At 69.9% G+C, this 16,577-nt stretch carries 16 protein-coding genes; 14 read left to right on the top strand and 2 right to left on the bottom strand.

The genetic code is table 11. The features are described from left to right. Nucleotides 1-232 precede the first annotated feature (232 nt). From ileS to ndk, 4 genes are read left to right on the top strand one after another with little or no spacing between them, the layout of a single operon-like run. The gene (gene ileS, locus RWS82_RS06540) at nt 233-3,592 is read left to right on the top strand and encodes an isoleucine--tRNA ligase (protein WP_314647951.1); all 3,360 of its coding nucleotides are present in this window, start codon (nt 233-235) and stop codon (nt 3,590-3,592) included. Beyond that, complete coding sequence (locus RWS82_RS06535) at nt 3,589-4,941, top strand: folylpolyglutamate synthase/dihydrofolate synthase family protein (protein WP_314647950.1); 1,353 nt, start codon at nt 3,589-3,591, stop codon at nt 4,939-4,941. The genes ileS and RWS82_RS06535 overlap by 4 nt, the downstream gene beginning before the upstream one ends. Further along, nucleotides 4,929-5,351, top strand: coding sequence for a DUF4233 domain-containing protein (locus RWS82_RS06530; RefSeq protein WP_314647949.1), 423 nt, complete (start codon nt 4,929-4,931; stop codon nt 5,349-5,351). The genes RWS82_RS06535 and RWS82_RS06530 overlap by 13 nt, the downstream gene beginning before the upstream one ends. Before the next feature lies 1 nt (nt 5,352). Further along, a complete protein-coding gene (gene ndk, locus RWS82_RS06525) occupies nt 5,353-5,769 on the top strand; it encodes a nucleoside-diphosphate kinase (protein ID WP_314647947.1) in 417 nt (138 codons plus the stop codon). A 63-nt stretch (nt 5,770-5,832) separates the two neighbouring features. On the opposite strand, the gene RWS82_RS06520 is transcribed toward ndk, so the two are convergent. Next, complete coding sequence (locus RWS82_RS06520; protein ID WP_314647945.1) at nt 5,833-6,447, bottom strand: vitamin K epoxide reductase family protein; 615 nt, start codon at nt 6,445-6,447, stop codon at nt 5,833-5,835. A gap of 281 nt (nt 6,448-6,728) precedes the next feature. Here RWS82_RS06520 and RWS82_RS06515 point away from each other — a divergent pair, with 281 nt between their 5' ends. Next, nucleotides 6,729-9,353: an Rne/Rng family ribonuclease gene (locus RWS82_RS06515; protein WP_314647943.1), complete on the top strand. Its 2,625-nt coding sequence runs from the start codon at nt 6,729-6,731 to the stop codon at nt 9,351-9,353. Here the strand turns inward: RWS82_RS06515 and RWS82_RS06510 are convergent. After that, nucleotides 9,318-9,584, bottom strand: a complete 267-nt coding sequence (locus RWS82_RS06510) for a DUF4031 domain-containing protein (RefSeq protein ID WP_314647942.1) — start codon at nt 9,582-9,584, stop codon at nt 9,318-9,320. The two genes, RWS82_RS06515 and RWS82_RS06510, sit on opposite strands and share 36 nt — an antisense overlap. Nucleotides 9,585-9,796: 212 nt before the next feature. Here RWS82_RS06510 and rplU point away from each other — a divergent pair, with 212 nt between their 5' ends. From rplU to rsfS, 9 genes are all read left to right on the top strand, one after another. Next, nucleotides 9,797-10,105: a 50S ribosomal protein L21 gene (rplU, locus tag RWS82_RS06505; protein ID WP_314095150.1), complete on the top strand. Its 309-nt coding sequence runs from the start codon at nt 9,797-9,799 to the stop codon at nt 10,103-10,105. Between the two features lie 18 nt (nt 10,106-10,123). After that, complete coding sequence (gene rpmA, locus RWS82_RS06500; protein WP_314647941.1) at nt 10,124-10,381, top strand: 50S ribosomal protein L27; 258 nt, start codon at nt 10,124-10,126, stop codon at nt 10,379-10,381. Nucleotides 10,382-10,490: 109 nt separating this feature from the next. Then, entirely contained in the window at nt 10,491-11,990 is a 1,500-nt protein-coding gene (obgE, locus tag RWS82_RS06495) for a GTPase ObgE (RefSeq protein ID WP_314647939.1), read from the top strand. Continuing rightward, nucleotides 11,987-12,769 carry a glutamate 5-kinase gene (gene proB / locus RWS82_RS06490; protein WP_314647937.1) on the top strand — a complete coding sequence of 261 codons (783 nt, stop codon included), beginning with the start codon at nt 11,987-11,989 and terminating at the stop codon, nt 12,767-12,769. The genes obgE and proB overlap by 4 nt, the downstream gene beginning before the upstream one ends. Nucleotides 12,770-12,798: 29 nt before the next feature. After that, nucleotides 12,799-14,052 (top strand): glutamate-5-semialdehyde dehydrogenase, encoded by a 1,254-nt coding sequence (locus RWS82_RS06485; protein ID WP_314647936.1) that lies wholly within the window; start codon nt 12,799-12,801, stop codon nt 14,050-14,052. 51 nt (nt 14,053-14,103) lie between these two features. Continuing rightward, the gene (locus tag RWS82_RS06480) at nt 14,104-14,331 is read left to right on the top strand and encodes a hypothetical protein (protein ID WP_314647934.1); all 228 of its coding nucleotides are present in this window, start codon (nt 14,104-14,106) and stop codon (nt 14,329-14,331) included. 6 nt (nt 14,332-14,337) lie between these two features. Beyond that, entirely contained in the window at nt 14,338-14,940 is a 603-nt protein-coding gene (nadD, locus tag RWS82_RS06475; RefSeq protein ID WP_314647932.1) for a nicotinate-nucleotide adenylyltransferase, read from the top strand. Further along, nucleotides 14,937-16,181: a hypothetical protein gene (locus RWS82_RS06470; RefSeq protein ID WP_314647931.1), complete on the top strand. Its 1,245-nt coding sequence runs from the start codon at nt 14,937-14,939 to the stop codon at nt 16,179-16,181. The genes nadD and RWS82_RS06470 overlap by 4 nt, the downstream gene beginning before the upstream one ends. Further along, nucleotides 16,181-16,558 (top strand): ribosome silencing factor, encoded by a 378-nt coding sequence (gene rsfS, locus RWS82_RS06465; RefSeq protein WP_314647929.1) that lies wholly within the window; start codon nt 16,181-16,183, stop codon nt 16,556-16,558. The genes RWS82_RS06470 and rsfS overlap by 1 nt, the downstream gene beginning before the upstream one ends. Nucleotides 16,559-16,577: the final 19 nt, after the last annotated feature.

The raw sequence follows: 16,577 nt of genomic DNA, 5'->3' as shown, positions 1-16,577 counted from the left end.
CCAGCGCGTGCCGCGGGCGCGTACACTGGGAACACGAGCATCGATCCGGCCATCACCGGGGAGCTCTCGGAAGAACGGCCCCCGGGCCCAGTAGAACCGAGCGGGGCAGGCCCGTCACAGCCGCAGTGAGAGTGGCGCGACGACCCAGAACGGGTCGAAGCGCACGCGGGGTGGTACCGCGGTCCGCACGGATCGTCCTCGCAGCAGCCCACGACGACCACTGCGAGACACGATGACCTACCCGCGTTCCTCCTTCGGACCCGCCGCCGATCAGGCCGCCTCTGTGGCGCCGAGCCCCCGCTTCCCGCAGATCGAGGAGGAGATCCTCGACTTCTGGAAGACCGACGACACCTTCCGTGCCTCGGTCGAGCAGCGCGAGGGCGCGCCGGAGTGGGTGTTCTACGACGGCCCGCCCTTCGCGAACGGCCTGCCGCACTACGGTCACCTGCTGACCGGGTACGCCAAGGACGTGTTCCCGCGCTTCCAGACCATGACCGGCCACAAGGTCGACCGCGTCTTCGGGTGGGACACCCACGGTCTGCCCGCCGAGCTCGAGGCCATGAAGCAGCTCGGGATCACCGAGAAGAGCGAGATCGAGGCCATGGGCATCGACGTCTTCAACGCGAAGGCCCGCAGCTCGGTGCTCGCCTACACCCGGGAGTGGGAGGACTACGTCACCCGGCAGGCCCGCTGGGTCGACTTCGAGCGCGGCTACAAGACGCTCGACCTCGGCTACATGGAGAGCGTGCTCTGGGCGTTCAAGACGCTCTACGACAAGGGTCTGGCCTACGAGGGCTATCGCGTGCTGCCGTACTGCTGGCGCGACGAGACGCCGCTCAGCGCCCACGAGCTGCGCATGGACGACGACGTCTACCAGATGCGTCAGGACCCGTCGGTGACGGTCACCTTCCCGCTCACCGGCGCCAAGGCCGAGGCGCTCGGGCTCACCGCCGTGCGCGCCCTCGCCTGGACCACGACGCCCTGGACCCTTCCGACCAACCTCGCGCTCGCCGTCGGGCCGGACATCGAGTACGTCGTCGTGCCCGCGGGTCCGAACGGCGCGGCCGACGTGCACCAGGCCGCCGGCACCACAGACGCCGCCGTCGAGGCATCCGCCCACCGCTACCTCCTCGCCCGCGAACTGCTCGGCGGCTACGCCAAGGACCTCGGCTACGACAGCGCCGAGGAGGCGCTCGCCGCGGTGCAGGCGACCGTGCGCGGCTCCGAACTGCAGGACGTCACCTACGACCGTCTGTTCGACTACTACGCGGATGCCGAGACCTGGGGCACCGAGAACGCCTGGCGCATCCTCGTCGACGACTACGTCACCGTCGGCGACGGCACCGGCATCGTGCACCAGGCTCCCGCCTACGGTGAGGACGACCAGCGCGTCGCCGGCGCCGCGGGGATCCCCACGATCCTGTCTCTCGACGACGGCGGACGCTTCCTCCCCACTGTGACCGACGTCGCCGGCGAGCTCTGGATGGAGGCGAACACCCCGCTCGTGCGGATCATCCGCGACGCGGGACGCCTCGTACGGCTGCAGAGCTACGAGCACTCCTACCCGCACTGCTGGCGGTGCCGGAACCCCCTCATCTACAAGGCGGTGTCGAGCTGGTTCATCCGGGTGACCGACATCAAGGACGATCTGCTCGCGAACAACGAGCAGATCACCTGGGTCCCCGAGAACGTCAAGCACGGCCAGTTCGGCAAGTGGCTCGAGGGGGCGCGCGACTGGTCGATCAGCCGCAACCGCTACTGGGGTTCGCCCATCCCGATCTGGAAGAGCGACGACCCGGAGTACCCGCGTGTCGACGCCTACGGCTCGCTGGAGGAACTCGAGCGCGACTTCGGCACCCTCCCGCGCAACCCCGAGGGCGAGGTCGACCTGCACCGCCCCTACATCGACGACCTCACCCGGCCGAACCCCGACGACCCCACCGGTCGCAGCACGATGCGCCGCATCGACGACGTCTTCGATGTGTGGTTCGACTCGGGGTCGATGCCCTACGCCCAGGTGCACTACCCGTTCGAGAACCAGGAATGGTTCGACTCGCACGCGCCCGCAGACTTCATCGTCGAGTACATCGGCCAGACCCGCGGCTGGTTCTACGTCATGCATGTGCTGTCGACGGCGCTGTTCGACCGCCCAGCCTTCACCGGTGTGAGCTGCCACGGCATCGTGCTCGGCAGCGACGGCTACAAGATGTCGAAGTCGCTGCGCAACTACCCCGACGTCTCGGAGGTGCTCGACCGCGACGGCTCCGACGCGATGCGCTGGTTCCTCATGTCGAGCTCGGTCCTCCGGGGCGGCAACCTCGCCGTCACCGAGGAGGGCATCCGCTCCGGCGTGCGCGAGTTCCTTCTGCCGCTGTGGAACTCCTGGTACTTCTTCGCCACGTACGCGAACGCGTCCGGGCCGGACGGGTACGAGGCGTCGTGGCGCACCGACTCGACCGACGTGCTCGATCGGTACATCCTCGCCCGTCTCGGCGACCTCGTGCGCGAGGTGCGCGCCGACCTCGAAGGCTTGGACTCGACCACGGCGTCTGCGCGTCTGCGCGACTTCGCCGAGGTGCTCACCAACTGGTACATCCGTCGTTCGCGCGACCGGTTCTGGGTGGGTGTCACGGATGACCGGAAGAGCCGCGAGGCGTTCGACACGCTGTACACGGTGCTCGAGACGCTCACCCGCGTGGCTGCTCCGCTCGTGCCGCTCATCAGCGAGCGCGTCTGGCAGGGCCTGACGGGCGGCCGCAGCGTGCACCTGCAGGACTGGCCGGACGATGCCGCCTTCCCGCACGCCGACGAGATCCGCGACGCGATGGACGCGGTGCGCGAGCTGTCGAGCGTGGGCAACGCGCTGCGCAAGAAGGAGAAGCTGCGCGTGCGCCTGCCCCTCGCCCGGTTCACGGTCGTCTCGCCGCTGGCCGCGTCGCTGGGACAGTTCGAGGACATCCTGCGCGAGGAGCTCAACGTCAAGGCGGTCGAGCTCGTGCCGGTCACTGACACGACGGCCGCCGACTACGGCATCGACCACCGGCTGAGCGTCAACGCTCGCGCGGCCGGTCCGCGCCTGGGCAAAGACGTGCAGAAGGCCATCCAGGCGGCGCGCAACGGCGACTGGAGCGAACACGACGGCGTCGTGACCGCAGGTGGCATCGTGCTCGAGCCGGCCGAGTACGAACTCGTGCTGGAGACCACCGGTCGCCCCGAGGGCGAGGCGCTCGCGATCGTTCCGACCGGCGGCTTCGTGCTGCTCGACACCCGGACGACGCCGGAGCTGGAGGCCGAGGGCCTGGCCCGCGACGTCATCCGCGCCGTGCAGGAGACGCGCAAGAACGCCGGCTTCGACGTGAGCGACCGCATCCGCCTGTGGCTCAAGTTCGAGAGCGTCGACGATGCGGCCGCCGTGGCATCCGCCTTCGACACCGCCGACGTCGCGGGGGAGACCCTCGCCGTCGAGCACGCACTGCTGCGCGGCGACGCCGCGCTGCAGGACGCGGAATTCACCGCCGAGATCGCGAAGGGCACGTACGCGAACCGCGACGCATTCACGATCGCGGTCAGCCGGATCGGAGGAGCCGAATGAGCGCACGCGACAGGGCGGATGCCGTCTACGAGACCCTGCTCGCCCGGGCGGGGGAGCGCTGGGTGCAGCCGCGCAAGGAGCGCACCGCGCGCATCCTCGCGTTCCTCGACGACCCGCAGCGCACCTACCGCGTCGTGCACATCACCGGCACGAACGGCAAGACGTCGACGGCACGGATGATCGAGAGTCTGCTGCGCGCCCACGGGCTGCGCACCGGACTGTTCACGAGCCCGCACCTGGAGCGCTTCACGGAGCGAATCATGATCGACGGCGAGCCGATCGCCGACGAGGCCGTGGCCGACGCCTGGGACGAGATCGAGCCGTTCGTCGGCATCGTCGACTCCGAGCTGGAGGCCGCGGGGGAGGAGCCGCTCACGTTCTTCGAGCTGCTCACGGTGCTGGCCTTCGTGGCGGTCGCCGATGCGCCCGTCGACGTGCTCGTGCTCGAAGTGGGCATGGGGGGCGAGTGGGACTCCACGAACACTGCAGACGGTGACGTCGCGGTCTTCGCGCCCATCGACATCGACCACGCCGACCGGCTGGGGAGCACGATCGCCGAGATCGCGCGCGTGAAGGCGGGCATCATCAAAGACGGCGCGGCCGTGGTGTCGGCCCAGCAGCCGGCCGAGGCGGTCGAGGTGCTGCGCGCGGCCGTCGCCGAGCACGGCGCCACGCTCGCCTTCGACGGCGAGGACTTCGGTCTCGCCGAGCAGAAACTCGCGGTCGGCGGGCAGCTGCTGACGATCCGCGGACTCGCGGGGAACTACGTCGAGGAGTACCTGCCGCTGTACGGGGCGCACCAGGGGCACAACGCCGCCCTCGCCGTCGCCGCGGTGGAGTCGCTCATCGGCGGCGGTGGTCAGCGCATCGCCGACGACATCATGTCGGAGGGCCTGCAGGGCGCGACCTCGCCCGGCCGACTGCAGCTCCTGGGCATCGCCCCGACCATCGTCGTGGATGCCGCGCACAACCCGCACGGCGCCGCCGCCCTCGTGCAGGCGCTCGACGACAGCTTCGACTTCGACGAATGGGGCCTCGTGCTCGGCATCCTCGCCGACAAGGATGCTGCCGGCATCGTCGAGCGGCTCGCGCCGGCCGCCGCGCACGTTTTCGCCACCGCCCCCGACTCGGACCGCGCCAGCGACGCCGACGCGATCGCCGACCTCGTCGAGCAGACCGGACAGCGGGCGACCGTGCATCCGTCGCTCGCGGATGCCGCCGACGCGGCGCGCGAGTGGGCGGCCTCGAACGACCGCCGTGCGGTCGTGATCGCCGGCTCCGTCGTGCTCGCCGGCGAGGCGATCGCACTCGCGAACGACGAGGACTGGAAGTCGGGATGGCGCGCGTGAGCGCTGCGGGAGGCGCGCCGCGCCGCGCCCGTGCCCCTCGCACCCTGACGCAGAAGCTCGCGCCGGTGGTGCTGGGCTTCGAGGCGATCGTCGTCTTCCTCGCCGGCCTGACGATCTTCGGACTGCGCTCGCTTCCCGAGGAGGTGCCGCAGTGGTGGGGCATCGTCGGCGGGAGCGTCGTCGGTCTCGCCTGCATCGTCGTCGCCGGGATGATCACCCGGCCGTGGGCGATCAACGCCGGGTGGGCGATCCAGGCGATCGTGGCGCTCTCGGCGTTCTTCGTTCCGGCCATCCTGCTCGTCGCCCTGATTTTCGGCGGCATGTGGGCGTATGCGACCATCATGGGGGCCCGACTGGACGCACGACGCCCGGCCGGACCCTCGACCGAGACTCAGACAGAGAGTGAATGACATGGCCACCGAAGAAACCCTCGTCCTCGTCAAGCCCGACGGTGTGGCACGCGGCCTCACCGGCGCGATCCTCGCCCGCATCGAGGCGAAGGGCTACGCGCTCGTCGACATCCGCCTCGTCGACCCCGACCGCGACCTGCTCGCCGCGCACTACGCCGAGCACGCGGGCAAGCCCTTCTACGAGCCCTTGATCGAGTTCATGCTCTCCGGGCCGTCCGTCGCCATCCGTCTGGCCGGCAATCGCGTGATCGAGGGCTTCCGCTCGCTCGCCGGTACGACCGACCCGACGACCGCCGCGCCGGGTACCATCCGCGGCGACTTCGGACGCGACTGGGGCCTCAAGGTGCAGCAGAACCTCGTGCACGGCTCGGACAGCCCCGAGTCGGCCGCACGCGAGCTCGGCATCTGGTTCGGCTGAACCCGCTGCGACGACGAGAGCCCGCCCCCTTCTCTCGGGGGCGGGCTCTCGTCGTGTCGGCGCTCAGCCGAAGACGATGCGCGCCATCTCGCCCAGGAAGTCGATGCCCTTGGCCTGCGCCATGACGATGATGATCGCGTAGGCGACGACCGTCGCGAGCGGGACCCACACCATGAGCTTGTCGGCGCGCTCCTGCGCCTTCTCCGACGACGTGAACGTGCCGTTGCGTGTGAGGTGCAGCATCGTGGCGAAGAACGTGGGGATGGTCACCGCCCACGTCACCATGCACCACGGGCACAGGACGATGAGGTCGTAGATGCTCTGCGAGATGAGCCAGCAGACGAACCCGAAGGCGAACGTGACGCCGACGCCGAAGAGCGCCCAGAACCAGCGGGCGAAGCGGGCTCCGGCGAGGAGCGCGACGCCGACGACCAGCGGAGCCATCCATCCGGTGAGGCCGAGCAGGGGGTTCGGGAACCCGAAGACCTCGCCCTGCCACGACCCGAGGTTCTTGCCGCACTGGATGAAAGCGCTCAGGTCGCACGAGAGCGCCGCGTCGGGGTCTTTCAGCAGGGCGAACTTCTCGACCGTGAGCTGGAAGGCGGCGAACCATCCGATCACGCTCGCGATGATCAGCCAGACGGCGTAGAACACGGGGCGGGGGCGCTGCTCGCTCATCTGGGGATTATCTCAGTGACGGCTATGGATGCGGCGAGAACGGGCCGGAGAAAAGCATGCGAGCACACGGATGCCGCAATCCGGGCCCTTTGGTGCGATAATGACGTGTGATGCGATGTCCGGCCCAGCCGGGACGCGCATCGACGCAGACTTCGGGGCCCATGCCCCTCGCGACCAGAGCCACGAGCCGGCCGCACTTCGAGTGAGTTCGCGGCACCCGCGGGTGCCGCACGAGATTTCACGGAGCACCCCCGGGTGCACGTGCAGGGAGTACGCCAGAGATGGCCGATGAGAACAATGACAACAACGCCCCTACTCTCGACTTCCCGGCGGATGCCGCGGAAGAGCTGACGGAGCCCACGGCTCCCGAGGCCGAGTCCTCCGCAGAGGAGGAGGCTGTGCAGCCGGTCGCCGACGCGCAGAGCGATGGCGCGGCGCCCGCCGAGGAGTCTGCTCCGGCGGAAGGGCCCGCGCAGGCCGAGGAGCCCGCTCCGGCGGAGGAGCCCGCCTCCACCGAGGACGTCGCCCCGGCGGAGGAGTCCGCTCCCACCGAGGACGCGGCCCCGGCCGAGGAGCCTGCTCCGACGGAAGAGTCCGCTCCCACCGAGGACGCAACCCCCACCGAGGACGCAGCCCCCACCGAGGACGCAGCGCCCACCGAGGAGTCTGCTCCGGTCGAGCAGTCTGCTTCGGTCGAGAAGCCCGCCCCGCAGGGCGAGTCCGCCCCGCAGGAGCAGACCGCGAAGGTCGAGCAGCCCGCCCCGTCGCCGGAGCGGGCGAAGCCCGCGCCGGTCACCGCGGTGACTTTAGGTCTGCTGCCCGAGGTGTTCGTGTCTCAGGTGTCGACGCGACTGCACTTCTACGCGCCCGAGATCGTGCCGCTGCCGGCGCGACCGGGGCGGGACTCCGCACCGGCGGATCGGGAGTTCGACGACAGCGAGGGTGGCCGTCGCGGTCGCCGTCGCCGCGGCGGTCAGGATGCCGACGAGCCTCGCGAGTCGCGCGAGCAGCGCGAGCCCCGTCAGCGCCAGCGCGTGGTCGAGTACATCACCGAGCCCAAGGCCATCAAGGGGTCGACGCGCCTCGAGGCCAAGAAGCAGCGCCGCCGCGACGGCCGCGACGCCGGACGCCGCCGCCCGGTCGTCACGGAGGCCGAGTTCCTCGCCCGCCGCGAGTCGGTCGACCGCAAGATGGTCGTGCGCTCGAAGAACGGCCGCACGCAGATCGGCGTGCTCGAAGACGGCGTGCTCGTGGAGCACTACGTCGCCCGCAATCAGGACGCGTCGCTCATCGGCAACGTGTACCTCGGCCGGGTGCAGAACGTGCTGCCCAGCATGGAGGCCGCCTTCGTCGACATCGGTCGGGGCCGCAACGCCGTGCTCTACTCGGGCGAGGTCGACTGGGACGGTGTCGAGACCGGCAACCAGCCCCGCCGCATCGAGCTGGCGCTCAAGCCCGGCGACCGCGTGCTCGTGCAGGTCACGAAAGACCCGGTCGGCCACAAGGGCGCTCGCCTGACGAGCCAGATCTCGCTGCCCGGCCGCTACCTCGTGTACGTGCCCGGCGGGTCGATGAACGGCATCAGCCGCAAGCTCCCCGACAACGAGCGGGCCCGGCTGAAGCGCATCCTCAAGGAGGTGCTGCCGGAGTCGTCCGGCGTCATCGTGCGCACGGCCGCAGAAGGCGCCACCGAGGATCAGCTCACCCGCGACGTGCAGCGCCTCACCGCGCAGTGGGAGCACATCCGCACGCAGGTCGAGACCCAGCAGGCGCCCGCGCTGCTGCACGCGGAGCCCGACCTGCTGGTCAAGATCGTCCGCGACGTCTTCAACGAGGACTTCACGAAGATGCTCATCCAGGGCGAGGACTCGCAGCGGACCATCCGCGCGTACCTCGAGGGTGTCGCGCCCGACCTGCTGGAGCGCGTCGAGGCCTACGAGGACGAGACCGACCCCTTCGACGCCTTCCGCATCACGGAGCAGATCGAGAAGGCTCTCGACCGCAAGGTGTGGCTGCCCTCGGGCGGCTCGCTGGTCATCGACCGCACCGAGGCGATGACGGTCGTCGACGTCAACACCGGCAAGTTCGTCGGTTCGGGCGGCAACCTCGAAGAGACCGTCACGAAGAACAACCTCGAGGCCGCGGAAGAGATCGTCCGCCAGCTGCGCCTGCGCGACATCGGCGGCATCATCGTGGTCGACTTCATCGACATGGTGCTCGAGTCGAACCGCGACCTCGTGCTTCGTCGTCTCATCGAGTGCCTGAGCCGCGACCGCACCAAGCACCAGGTCGCCGAGGTCACTTCGCTCGGGCTCGTGCAGATGACCCGTAAGAAGCTCGGCCTCGGTCTGCTCGAGACGTTCAGCGAGGCGTGCGAGGTCTGCGCCGGCCGCGGCGTGATCGTGCACCACGACCCCGTGGTCAAGCACCGCTCCAACGGCAACGGGGGCGGCAACGGTAACGGCAACGGCAACGGTAACGGGGGTCGCCGCCAGCGCGGCGGCAACCAGAACCAGAACCAGAACCAGAACACCGCCCCGGCGGCGCCCGTGACCCACAGCATCCCCGAGGGGGCGAAGTCCGCGCTCGCGCAGATCGCCGCGTCGACGCGGGTTCCGGCGGAGGATGCTCCGGCGGAGGCGCCCGTCGTCGAGTCCGCGGCTCAGGGCGACGCGCCCGAGCGGGCCAAGAAGCCGCGCAAGAAGCGCGGGGGAGAGCGCAAGGGCGCTCCGCGCAGCCCGGCCGAGGCGCTGCTCGACTCGGTGCTCGACGCTCTGCCCGAGCCCAAGGCGCCCGGTCAGGGCCGCGGACGGCGACGGGTGAGCACGGCCGCCCTCACCGGAACCCCGGTGGCGGTGAACGGCGAGACGTCAGCGCCGGTCGCGCCCGCGGACCCGGAGTCCTGAGGCGATCAACCGGCGCGTGAGCTCTTTGCCGCCCACGCGCCGAGCGCCGCCGGCCACGAGCCGCTCGATGCTCTCTTCGGGGACGTCATAGTGGTCGCGGTCGAAGGCGCGGGCCGGCAGGTCGTTGCGACGCGCGAAGGCGTGCAGCTCGTCGAGGCTCTCGTCGCTCACCAGATGCGCCCAGAGCCGTCCGTGGGCGGGCCAGACGGGGTCGTCGACGAGAACGGTCATCCCGCCAGCCTAGAACGCGGCACGCCGGTCGGCTCGCTTTGCGAGGAGCCGCGGCATCCGGTAAAGTAGTCCCTTGGTGCGTAAGCCGCGTCGACCTCGTCGGCCGAAGCGGAGAGTCTTGCCTTCGCACCCGCCGCCCCGCGGTGCATGCAAGCAACAGTCTTCCCGTGAGATTCTCGGAGCCGCGAGCTCCCCAACGAAACAGGTATGAAGTGGTTTACGCAGTAGTGCGCGCCGGTGGGCGGCAGGAGAAGGTCGAGGTCGGCACGATCGTTCAGCTCGACCGTGTTCAGGCTGCCTCGGGCGAGAAGATCGAGCTGCCCGCCGTGCTGCTCGTCGACGGCGCCTCAGTGACCACCGACGCCGACGCTCTGGCGAAGGTCAAGGTCACGGCTGAGGTCATCGGCAACCTCCGCGGCCCGAAGATCGTCATCCAGAAGTACAAGAACAAGACCGGCTACAAGAAGCGTCAGGGCCACCGCCAGGAGCTCACGCGCGTCAAGATCACCGGCATCAAGTAAGACCGAGGAGACCAGGACATGGCACACAAAAAGGGCGCGAGCTCGACCCGTAACGGTCGTGACTCCAACGCACAGCGACTGGGCGTCAAGCGCTTCGGCGGCCAGCAGGTCAACGCCGGCGAGATCATCGTCCGTCAGCGCGGCACGCACTTCCACCCCGGTGTGAACGTCGGCCGTGGCGGCGACGACACGCTGTTCGCCCTCGCTGCCGGCGCCGTGCAGTTCGGTGCGAAGGGCGGCCGCAAGGTCGTCAACATCGTCGCTGCGGGCGAGTAACACTCGCACAGCACACGACTTCCGGACGGGGCGGGCTTCGGCTCGCCCCGTCCGTGTATCTGCCCTCCGGCACCGGAGGGCGGGAAGCTTCAATCAAGGAGACCGAGACATGGTCACGTTCGTCGACACCGTGACGCTGCACCTGCGTGCAGGCAAGGGCGGCAACGGATGCGTCTCGGTGCACCGTGAGAAGTTCAAGCCCCTCGGCGGCCCGGACGGCGGCAACGGCGGCGACGGCGGCGACATCGTCCTCGTCGCGGACACGCAGACCGGCACGCTGCTGTCGTACCACCACTCGCCGCACCGTTCTTCGCCGAACGGCGGCTTCGGCATGGGCGACCACCGCTCGGGGTACGCGGGCGAGACGCTCGAGCTCCCCGTGCCCGTGGGCACGGTGGTGAAGTCGCCCGATGGCGAGGTGCTCGTCGACATGATCGAGCCCGGCCAGCGGTTCGTCGTCGCGCAGGGCGGCCAGGGCGGTCTCGGCAATGCGGCGCTCGCGACCCCCAAGCGCAAGGCCCCGGGCTTCGCACTGCTCGGCACCCCCGGCTTCGAGGGCGATGTGGTGCTCGAGCTCAAGACGGTCGCCGACGTCGCGCTCGTGGGTTACCCCTCCGCCGGCAAGTCGAGCCTCATCGGCGCCATCTCGGCCGCACGGCCGAAGATCGCCGACTACCCCTTCACCACCCTGCACCCCAACCTCGGCGTCGTTCAGGCCGGCGATGCGCGGTACACCGTCGCCGACGTGCCCGGCCTCATCGAGGGCGCGAGCGAGGGCCGCGGGCTCGGACTCGAGTTCCTGCGTCACGTCGAGCGCTGCTCGGCGCTGCTGCACGTGCTCGACTGCGCCACGCTCGAGCCGGGACGCGACCCGATCTCCGACCTCGACGTCATCCTCGCCGAGCTGGCCGCCTACGAGGTGCCGGAGGGCCAGACGCCCCTGCTGGAGCGCCCGCAACTCGTCGCGCTGAACAAGGTCGACGTGCCCGAGGCGCGCGACCTCGCCGACCTCGTGCGCCCCGAGCTCGAGGAGCGCGGCTTCCGCGTGTTCGAGATCTCGACGGTCTCGCACGAGGGCCTGCGCCCGCTGACCTTCGCCCTCGGAGAGATCGTCGAGAAGCATCGCGCCGAGCAGGCCGCTGCCGAGCCCGCGATCGAACGCGTCGTCATCCGTCCCCGCGGGTCGAAGAAGGAGTTCACGATCCGCGTCGAGGGCGGCACATACGGCAACGTGTACCGCATCCTCGGCGAGAAGCCCGTGCGCTGGGTGCAGCAGACCGACTTCCAGAACGAGGAGGCCGTCGGATACCTGGCGGACCGGCTCGAGAAGCTGGGCGTGGAGGACGAGCTGTTCCGCCTGGGCGCGGTCCAGGGATCGACGGTCGTCATCGGCGAGGGCGACAGCATCGTCTTCGACTGGGAGCCGACCATGACGTCCGCCGCCGAACTCATGACGGCGCCGCGCGGCACCGACCCGCGTCTCGCGCCGAACGCGCGCCGCACGACGTCGGAGCGTCGTGAGCACTACTACGAGCGCATGGATGCCAAGGCAGCCGCCCGCGCCGAAGCAGAGGAGCGCCGTCTCGCCACCCGCGAGGACGAGGAGTGACCGCGCGCTCACGCGCCGATCTCGCGACCGCCACCCGCATCGTCGTGAAGGTCGGGTCATCGTCGATCAGCGGTGACGCGGCGTGGCGCATCCCGGTCATCGTCGAGGCGCTCGCCCAGGCGCACGCCCGCGGTGCCGAGGTCGTCCTCGTCTCCTCCGGTGCGATCGCGTCCGGCATCCCGTTCCTGCGTCTCGACCAGCGTCCGACCGACCTCGCCACGCAGCAGGCGGCGGCCGCGGTGGGGCAGAACATCCTCGTCTACCGGTATCAGGAGGCGCTGCGCCCCTTCGACATCGTGGCGGGGCAGGTGCTGCTGACGACGGGCGACCTCGAGAACCCGACATCGCGCAGCAACGCGCGTCGGGCGATGGAGCGACTGCTCGGGCTGCGCGTGCTGCCGATCGTGAACGAGAACGACACCGTCGCGACGCAGGAGATCCGCTTCGGCGACAACGACCGCCTCGGAGCCCTCGTCGCACAACTCATCGAGGCCGACGCCCTCGTGCTGCTCAGCGACATCGAATCACTCTACACGAAGCCGCCGTCCGATCCCTCCGCGCAGCCGCTCGACGTGATCGCCGCCGATGCCGATCTCGGCGGCCTGGAGTTCGGAGCCACGGTCGTGAACAGCGTAGGCACGGGGGGTGCCGCGACGAAGGTCTCGGCCGCGCGTCTGGCCGCGGCATCCGGGATCGGAGTGCTCGTGACGAGCGCCGACCTGGTGGGTCGTGCGCTGTCGGGAGAGACCATCGGAACGTGGTTCGAGCCCGCACTCTGACGGTGCGCACGCGCCTCTAGACTGGGCGGATGACCGACCAGACCCCGCAGGCGCGCCTGGAGCGCGCGAAGGACGCCTCCCGTGTGACGGCGGCCCTCACGAGCGCCGACAAGGCCCGCGTTCTCGAGGCGATCGCCGCAGGTCTCGAGCGCGATGCCGAACGCATCATCGCGGCCAACGCGCGGGATGTCGATCGAGGTCGGGAGAACGCGATCGGTGATTCGCTGATCGATCGGCTGCGTCTCGACGAGAAGCGCGTCGCCGCCCTCGCCGCCGCCGTGCGCGAGGTGGCTGCGCTTCCCGATCCGGTCGGGCGCGTGGTGGGCGGACATCGGATGCCCAACGGCGTCGTGCTCGAGCAGGTCCGGGTCCCCTTCGGCGTCGTCGGCGCGATCTACGAGGCGCGACCCAACGTCACGGTCGATATCGCGGCACTCGCCCTCCGCTCCGGTAACGCCGCCGTGCTGCGCGGGGGGAGCGCCGCCCGCGAGTCCAACACCGTGCTGGTCGAGGTCATGCGCGAGGCCCTCGACGGAGCGGGTGTCACCCCGGAGGCGATCCAGACCGTCGACGACTTCGGTCGCGAGGGGGCGACGGCGCTCATGCAGGGGCGCGGCTACATCGACGTGCTCGTGCCGCGGGGGAGCGCCGGCCTGATCGAAACCGTCGTGACGCAGTCGACCGTGCCGGTGATCGAGACCGGCGCCGGCAACGTGCACATCTTCCTCGACGAATCGGCACCGGATGACTGGGCGACCGACATCGTCATGAACGCCAAGGTGCAGCGTCCGAGCGTGTGCAACGCGGTCGAGACCGTGCTCGTGCATCGCCAGGCCGCACCCCGCCTCGTGCCGCTGGTGGCGAGCGAGCTGCAGAGCGAGGGCGTCGCGATCCACGGCGACGACGTCGTCGCGGGGCTCGTCGCGAGCGTGATCCCCGCCACCGAGGACGACTGGAAGACCGAATACCTCGGCCTGGAGATCGCGATCAAGGTCGTCGACTCGCTCGACGAGGCCCTCGACCACATCCGCCGCTACAGCACGGGTCACACCGAGTCGATCGTCTCGACCGACGCCCGCAGCATCGAGCGCTTCCTCGCCGAGGTCGACTCGGCGGTGGTGATGGCCAACGCGTCGACGCGGTTCACCGACGGTGCCGAGTTCGGGTTCGGCGCCGAGGTCGGCATCTCGACGCAGAAGCTGCACGCCCGCGGCCCCATGGGGCTGGCCGAGCTCACGAGCACGAAGTGGCTGGCGCGTGGGTCGGGGCAGACGCGCGGCTGAGGGCTAGACTGGAACGCGCTGCACCGAGTCAGGTCACGAAACGGAGAAACGATGAATCTCATCGCACAGGTCGCGATGGCTGCCGCCGAAACCGAGCACCACGGCAACGTGGCCCTCGAAACGCTGATCTTCGGCGTGATCGCGGCGATCGTCTTCGCGTTCCTCGGTTTCGTGACGCTGTCGTACCGTCACGTCGCCAACCGTCATTCCGCCAAGGCGGAGGCCTGGGCGGCGAAGCACGGCAAGGACGGCCACGAGGCGGCAGGGCACGGCCACTAAGGCACCATGGAGACCGCGACCTCGCGCGCTCCGCGCATCGGCGTGATGGGCGGGACCTTCGACCCGATCCACCACGGGCACCTGGTCGCGGCGAGCGAGGTGGCGCATTCCTTCGATCTCGACGAGGTCGTCTTCGTCCCGACGGGGCGTCCCTGGCAGAAGTCCGACGTCACCCCCAGTGAGCATCGCTACCTGATGACGGTGATCGCGACAGCCTCCAACCCCCGCTTCACCGTGAGCCGTGTCGATGTCGATCGGGCCGGACCCACCTACACGATCGACACGCTGCGCGATCTGAAGCGCGAACGCCCCGACGCCGAGTTGTTCTTCATCTCGGGTGCCGACGCCGTGGCGCAGATTCTCAGTTGGAGAGACCATGATGAACTGTGGGAGTTGGCCCACTTCGTCGCGGTCTCGCGCCCAGGACACATCCTGAGCACCGACGGCCTCCCGAGCGACAACGTGAGTCAGCTCGAGGTGCCGGCCCTGTCGATCTCGTCGACGGCTTGTCGGGAGAGGGTCCGAGAGGATCAACCGGTGTGGTACCTCGTCCCCGACGGGGTCGTCCAGTACATCGCGAAGCATCATCTGTATCGGAGCAAGGCATGAGTACATCGGATCAGCAGGGGCACGGTCCGCTGACGCGCAAGCAGTTGCGAGAAGCGCGGCAGACCGGCGCGACCCCGGTGATCACTGACGAGATGGCAGCGGCCGCGCAGGAGCCCGACGGGGCAGCGGCGCAGGAGCCCGACGCGGCGGTCGCGGCGCCGGAGTCCGACACTGCTGCCGAGACGCCGGAGTCCGACACGGCGGGCACGACGCAGGAGCCCGACGCGCAGCCGGAATCGATCGAGACGGAGGACGCCGCGTCGCCCGGTGACGAGGAGTCGTCGACGGCCGCGTCCGCACCGCTGACCCGGCGCCAGGCGCGCGAGCAGGAGCGCATCCGCACGGCGTCGGTGCCGGTGATCGATGCGACCGAGCAGGAGCAGCCCGCGGTGGTCTCCGAAGTGCCGACGTTCGCGCCGGCGACGACCGGGCCCACCGCTTCCGGCGACACGACTGATCGCGGCGACGACATCGACGACGACATCGACGATGACGACGACGAGCAGCTCGTCGCGACCCCCGTGAGTGCGTCGGACGCGGCTGCGGCGTCGCGCGAGACGCCGGTCGAGGCGGTCATCGTCGATGAGCCCGCGACCGCCGATGACGATGCGGTCACCGAGGATGCGGCTCCTGACGACACCGCCGACGACACGGACGACGTGGTCGAGGTACTCGGCCTCGAGGCGACCGACACCGACGACCTGGTCGACGCGGACGACGACGAGGAACCCCTCGCCGACGGTGAGACGCCGGTCGTCAACCCCGCCTTCGGGGAAGCGGTGCTCCAGCAGGAGCGCCCGGCCTTCACGCCCTCTTTCGATGACCTGATCGCCTCGGGAGACTCGAACGGCTCGCACACGGCGCCCAGCGCGCTGATCTTCACCCCCTCGCCCGGCGAGGGGTCGCTCTCCGGTCCCGTGGCGTCCACGGGCGAGATCCTCGTGACGGGGTCGTACGAGCTGCCCCGGGGCCTCGGCTCGCAGGGGCACGCCCACGGCGTCGCCGACGGCAAAGAGGTCGATGCCGTGCTCATCGACGGCGAACTGCCCCCCGCATCGTCGCCCACGCCGATCGCCGCCAGCTCGGCGGTCAGCACCATCAAGCCCGCCGGAGAGATCATCCGGCCCCCCGCGCCCGAGAAGGGCAACCGACTCATGCTGGTCCTGGCGATCGTCGCCGGTGGCCTGGCGCTCGCTCTCGCCGTCGCCCTCGGGGTGGCCTTCACCACGAATGTGTTCTGATGCAATCACCTGAAACCGCCGACCGCATGCTCCAGATCGCGGCGGCCGCGGCCGTCTCCAAGGGCGGCGAAGACCTCGTCGCCCTGAACGTGTCGGAGCCGCTGCCGCTCGTCGACATCTTCCTGCTCGTCACCGGTAACAGCGAGCGCAACGTCGCCGCGATCGCCGACGAGGTCGAGGATCGCCTGATCGAGGCCGGGCACAAGCGCGTGCGCCGCGAAGGCCGCGCCGAAGCCCGCTGGGTGCTGCTCGACTTCGGTGACCTGATCGTGCATGTCTTCCACCAGGAGGAGCGCGTGTACTACGGTCTCGAGCGCCTGTGGAAGGACTGCCCCGTCGTTCCGATCGAGCTGCCGGAGACCGTCGCGGGGGAGTGAGCCGCGCGGGAGCGACTCG

The sequence above is a fragment of the uncultured Microbacterium sp. genome, assembly GCF_963528945.1.
Lineage (GTDB): Bacteria > Actinomycetota > Actinomycetes > Actinomycetales > Microbacteriaceae > Microbacterium.
This window is presented reverse-complemented; position numbering and strand designations above follow the sequence as displayed.

Coding starts and splice junctions, on each gene's coding strand:
- ileS (WP_314647951.1), top strand. CDS start 233: ATGACCTACCCGCGTTCCTCCTTCGGACCCGCCGCCGATCAGGCCGCC.
- RWS82_RS06535 (WP_314647950.1), top strand. CDS start 3,589: ATGAGCGCACGCGACAGGGCGGATGCCGTCTACGAGACCCTGCTCGCC.
- RWS82_RS06530 (WP_314647949.1), top strand. CDS start 4,929: ATGGCGCGCGTGAGCGCTGCGGGAGGCGCGCCGCGCCGCGCCCGTGCC.
- ndk (WP_314647947.1), top strand. CDS start 5,353: ATGGCCACCGAAGAAACCCTCGTCCTCGTCAAGCCCGACGGTGTGGCA.
- RWS82_RS06520 (WP_314647945.1), bottom strand. CDS start 6,447: ATGAGCGAGCAGCGCCCCCGCCCCGTGTTCTACGCCGTCTGGCTGATC.
- RWS82_RS06515 (WP_314647943.1), top strand. CDS start 6,729: ATGGCCGATGAGAACAATGACAACAACGCCCCTACTCTCGACTTCCCG.
- RWS82_RS06510 (WP_314647942.1), bottom strand. CDS start 9,584: ATGACCGTTCTCGTCGACGACCCCGTCTGGCCCGCCCACGGACGGCTC.
- rpmA (WP_314647941.1), top strand. CDS start 10,124: ATGGCACACAAAAAGGGCGCGAGCTCGACCCGTAACGGTCGTGACTCC.
- obgE (WP_314647939.1), top strand. CDS start 10,491: ATGGTCACGTTCGTCGACACCGTGACGCTGCACCTGCGTGCAGGCAAG.
- RWS82_RS06485 (WP_314647936.1), top strand. CDS start 12,799: ATGACCGACCAGACCCCGCAGGCGCGCCTGGAGCGCGCGAAGGACGCC.
- RWS82_RS06480 (WP_314647934.1), top strand. CDS start 14,104: ATGAATCTCATCGCACAGGTCGCGATGGCTGCCGCCGAAACCGAGCAC.
- nadD (WP_314647932.1), top strand. CDS start 14,338: ATGGAGACCGCGACCTCGCGCGCTCCGCGCATCGGCGTGATGGGCGGG.
- RWS82_RS06470 (WP_314647931.1), top strand. CDS start 14,937: ATGAGTACATCGGATCAGCAGGGGCACGGTCCGCTGACGCGCAAGCAG.
- rsfS (WP_314647929.1), top strand. CDS start 16,181: ATGCAATCACCTGAAACCGCCGACCGCATGCTCCAGATCGCGGCGGCC.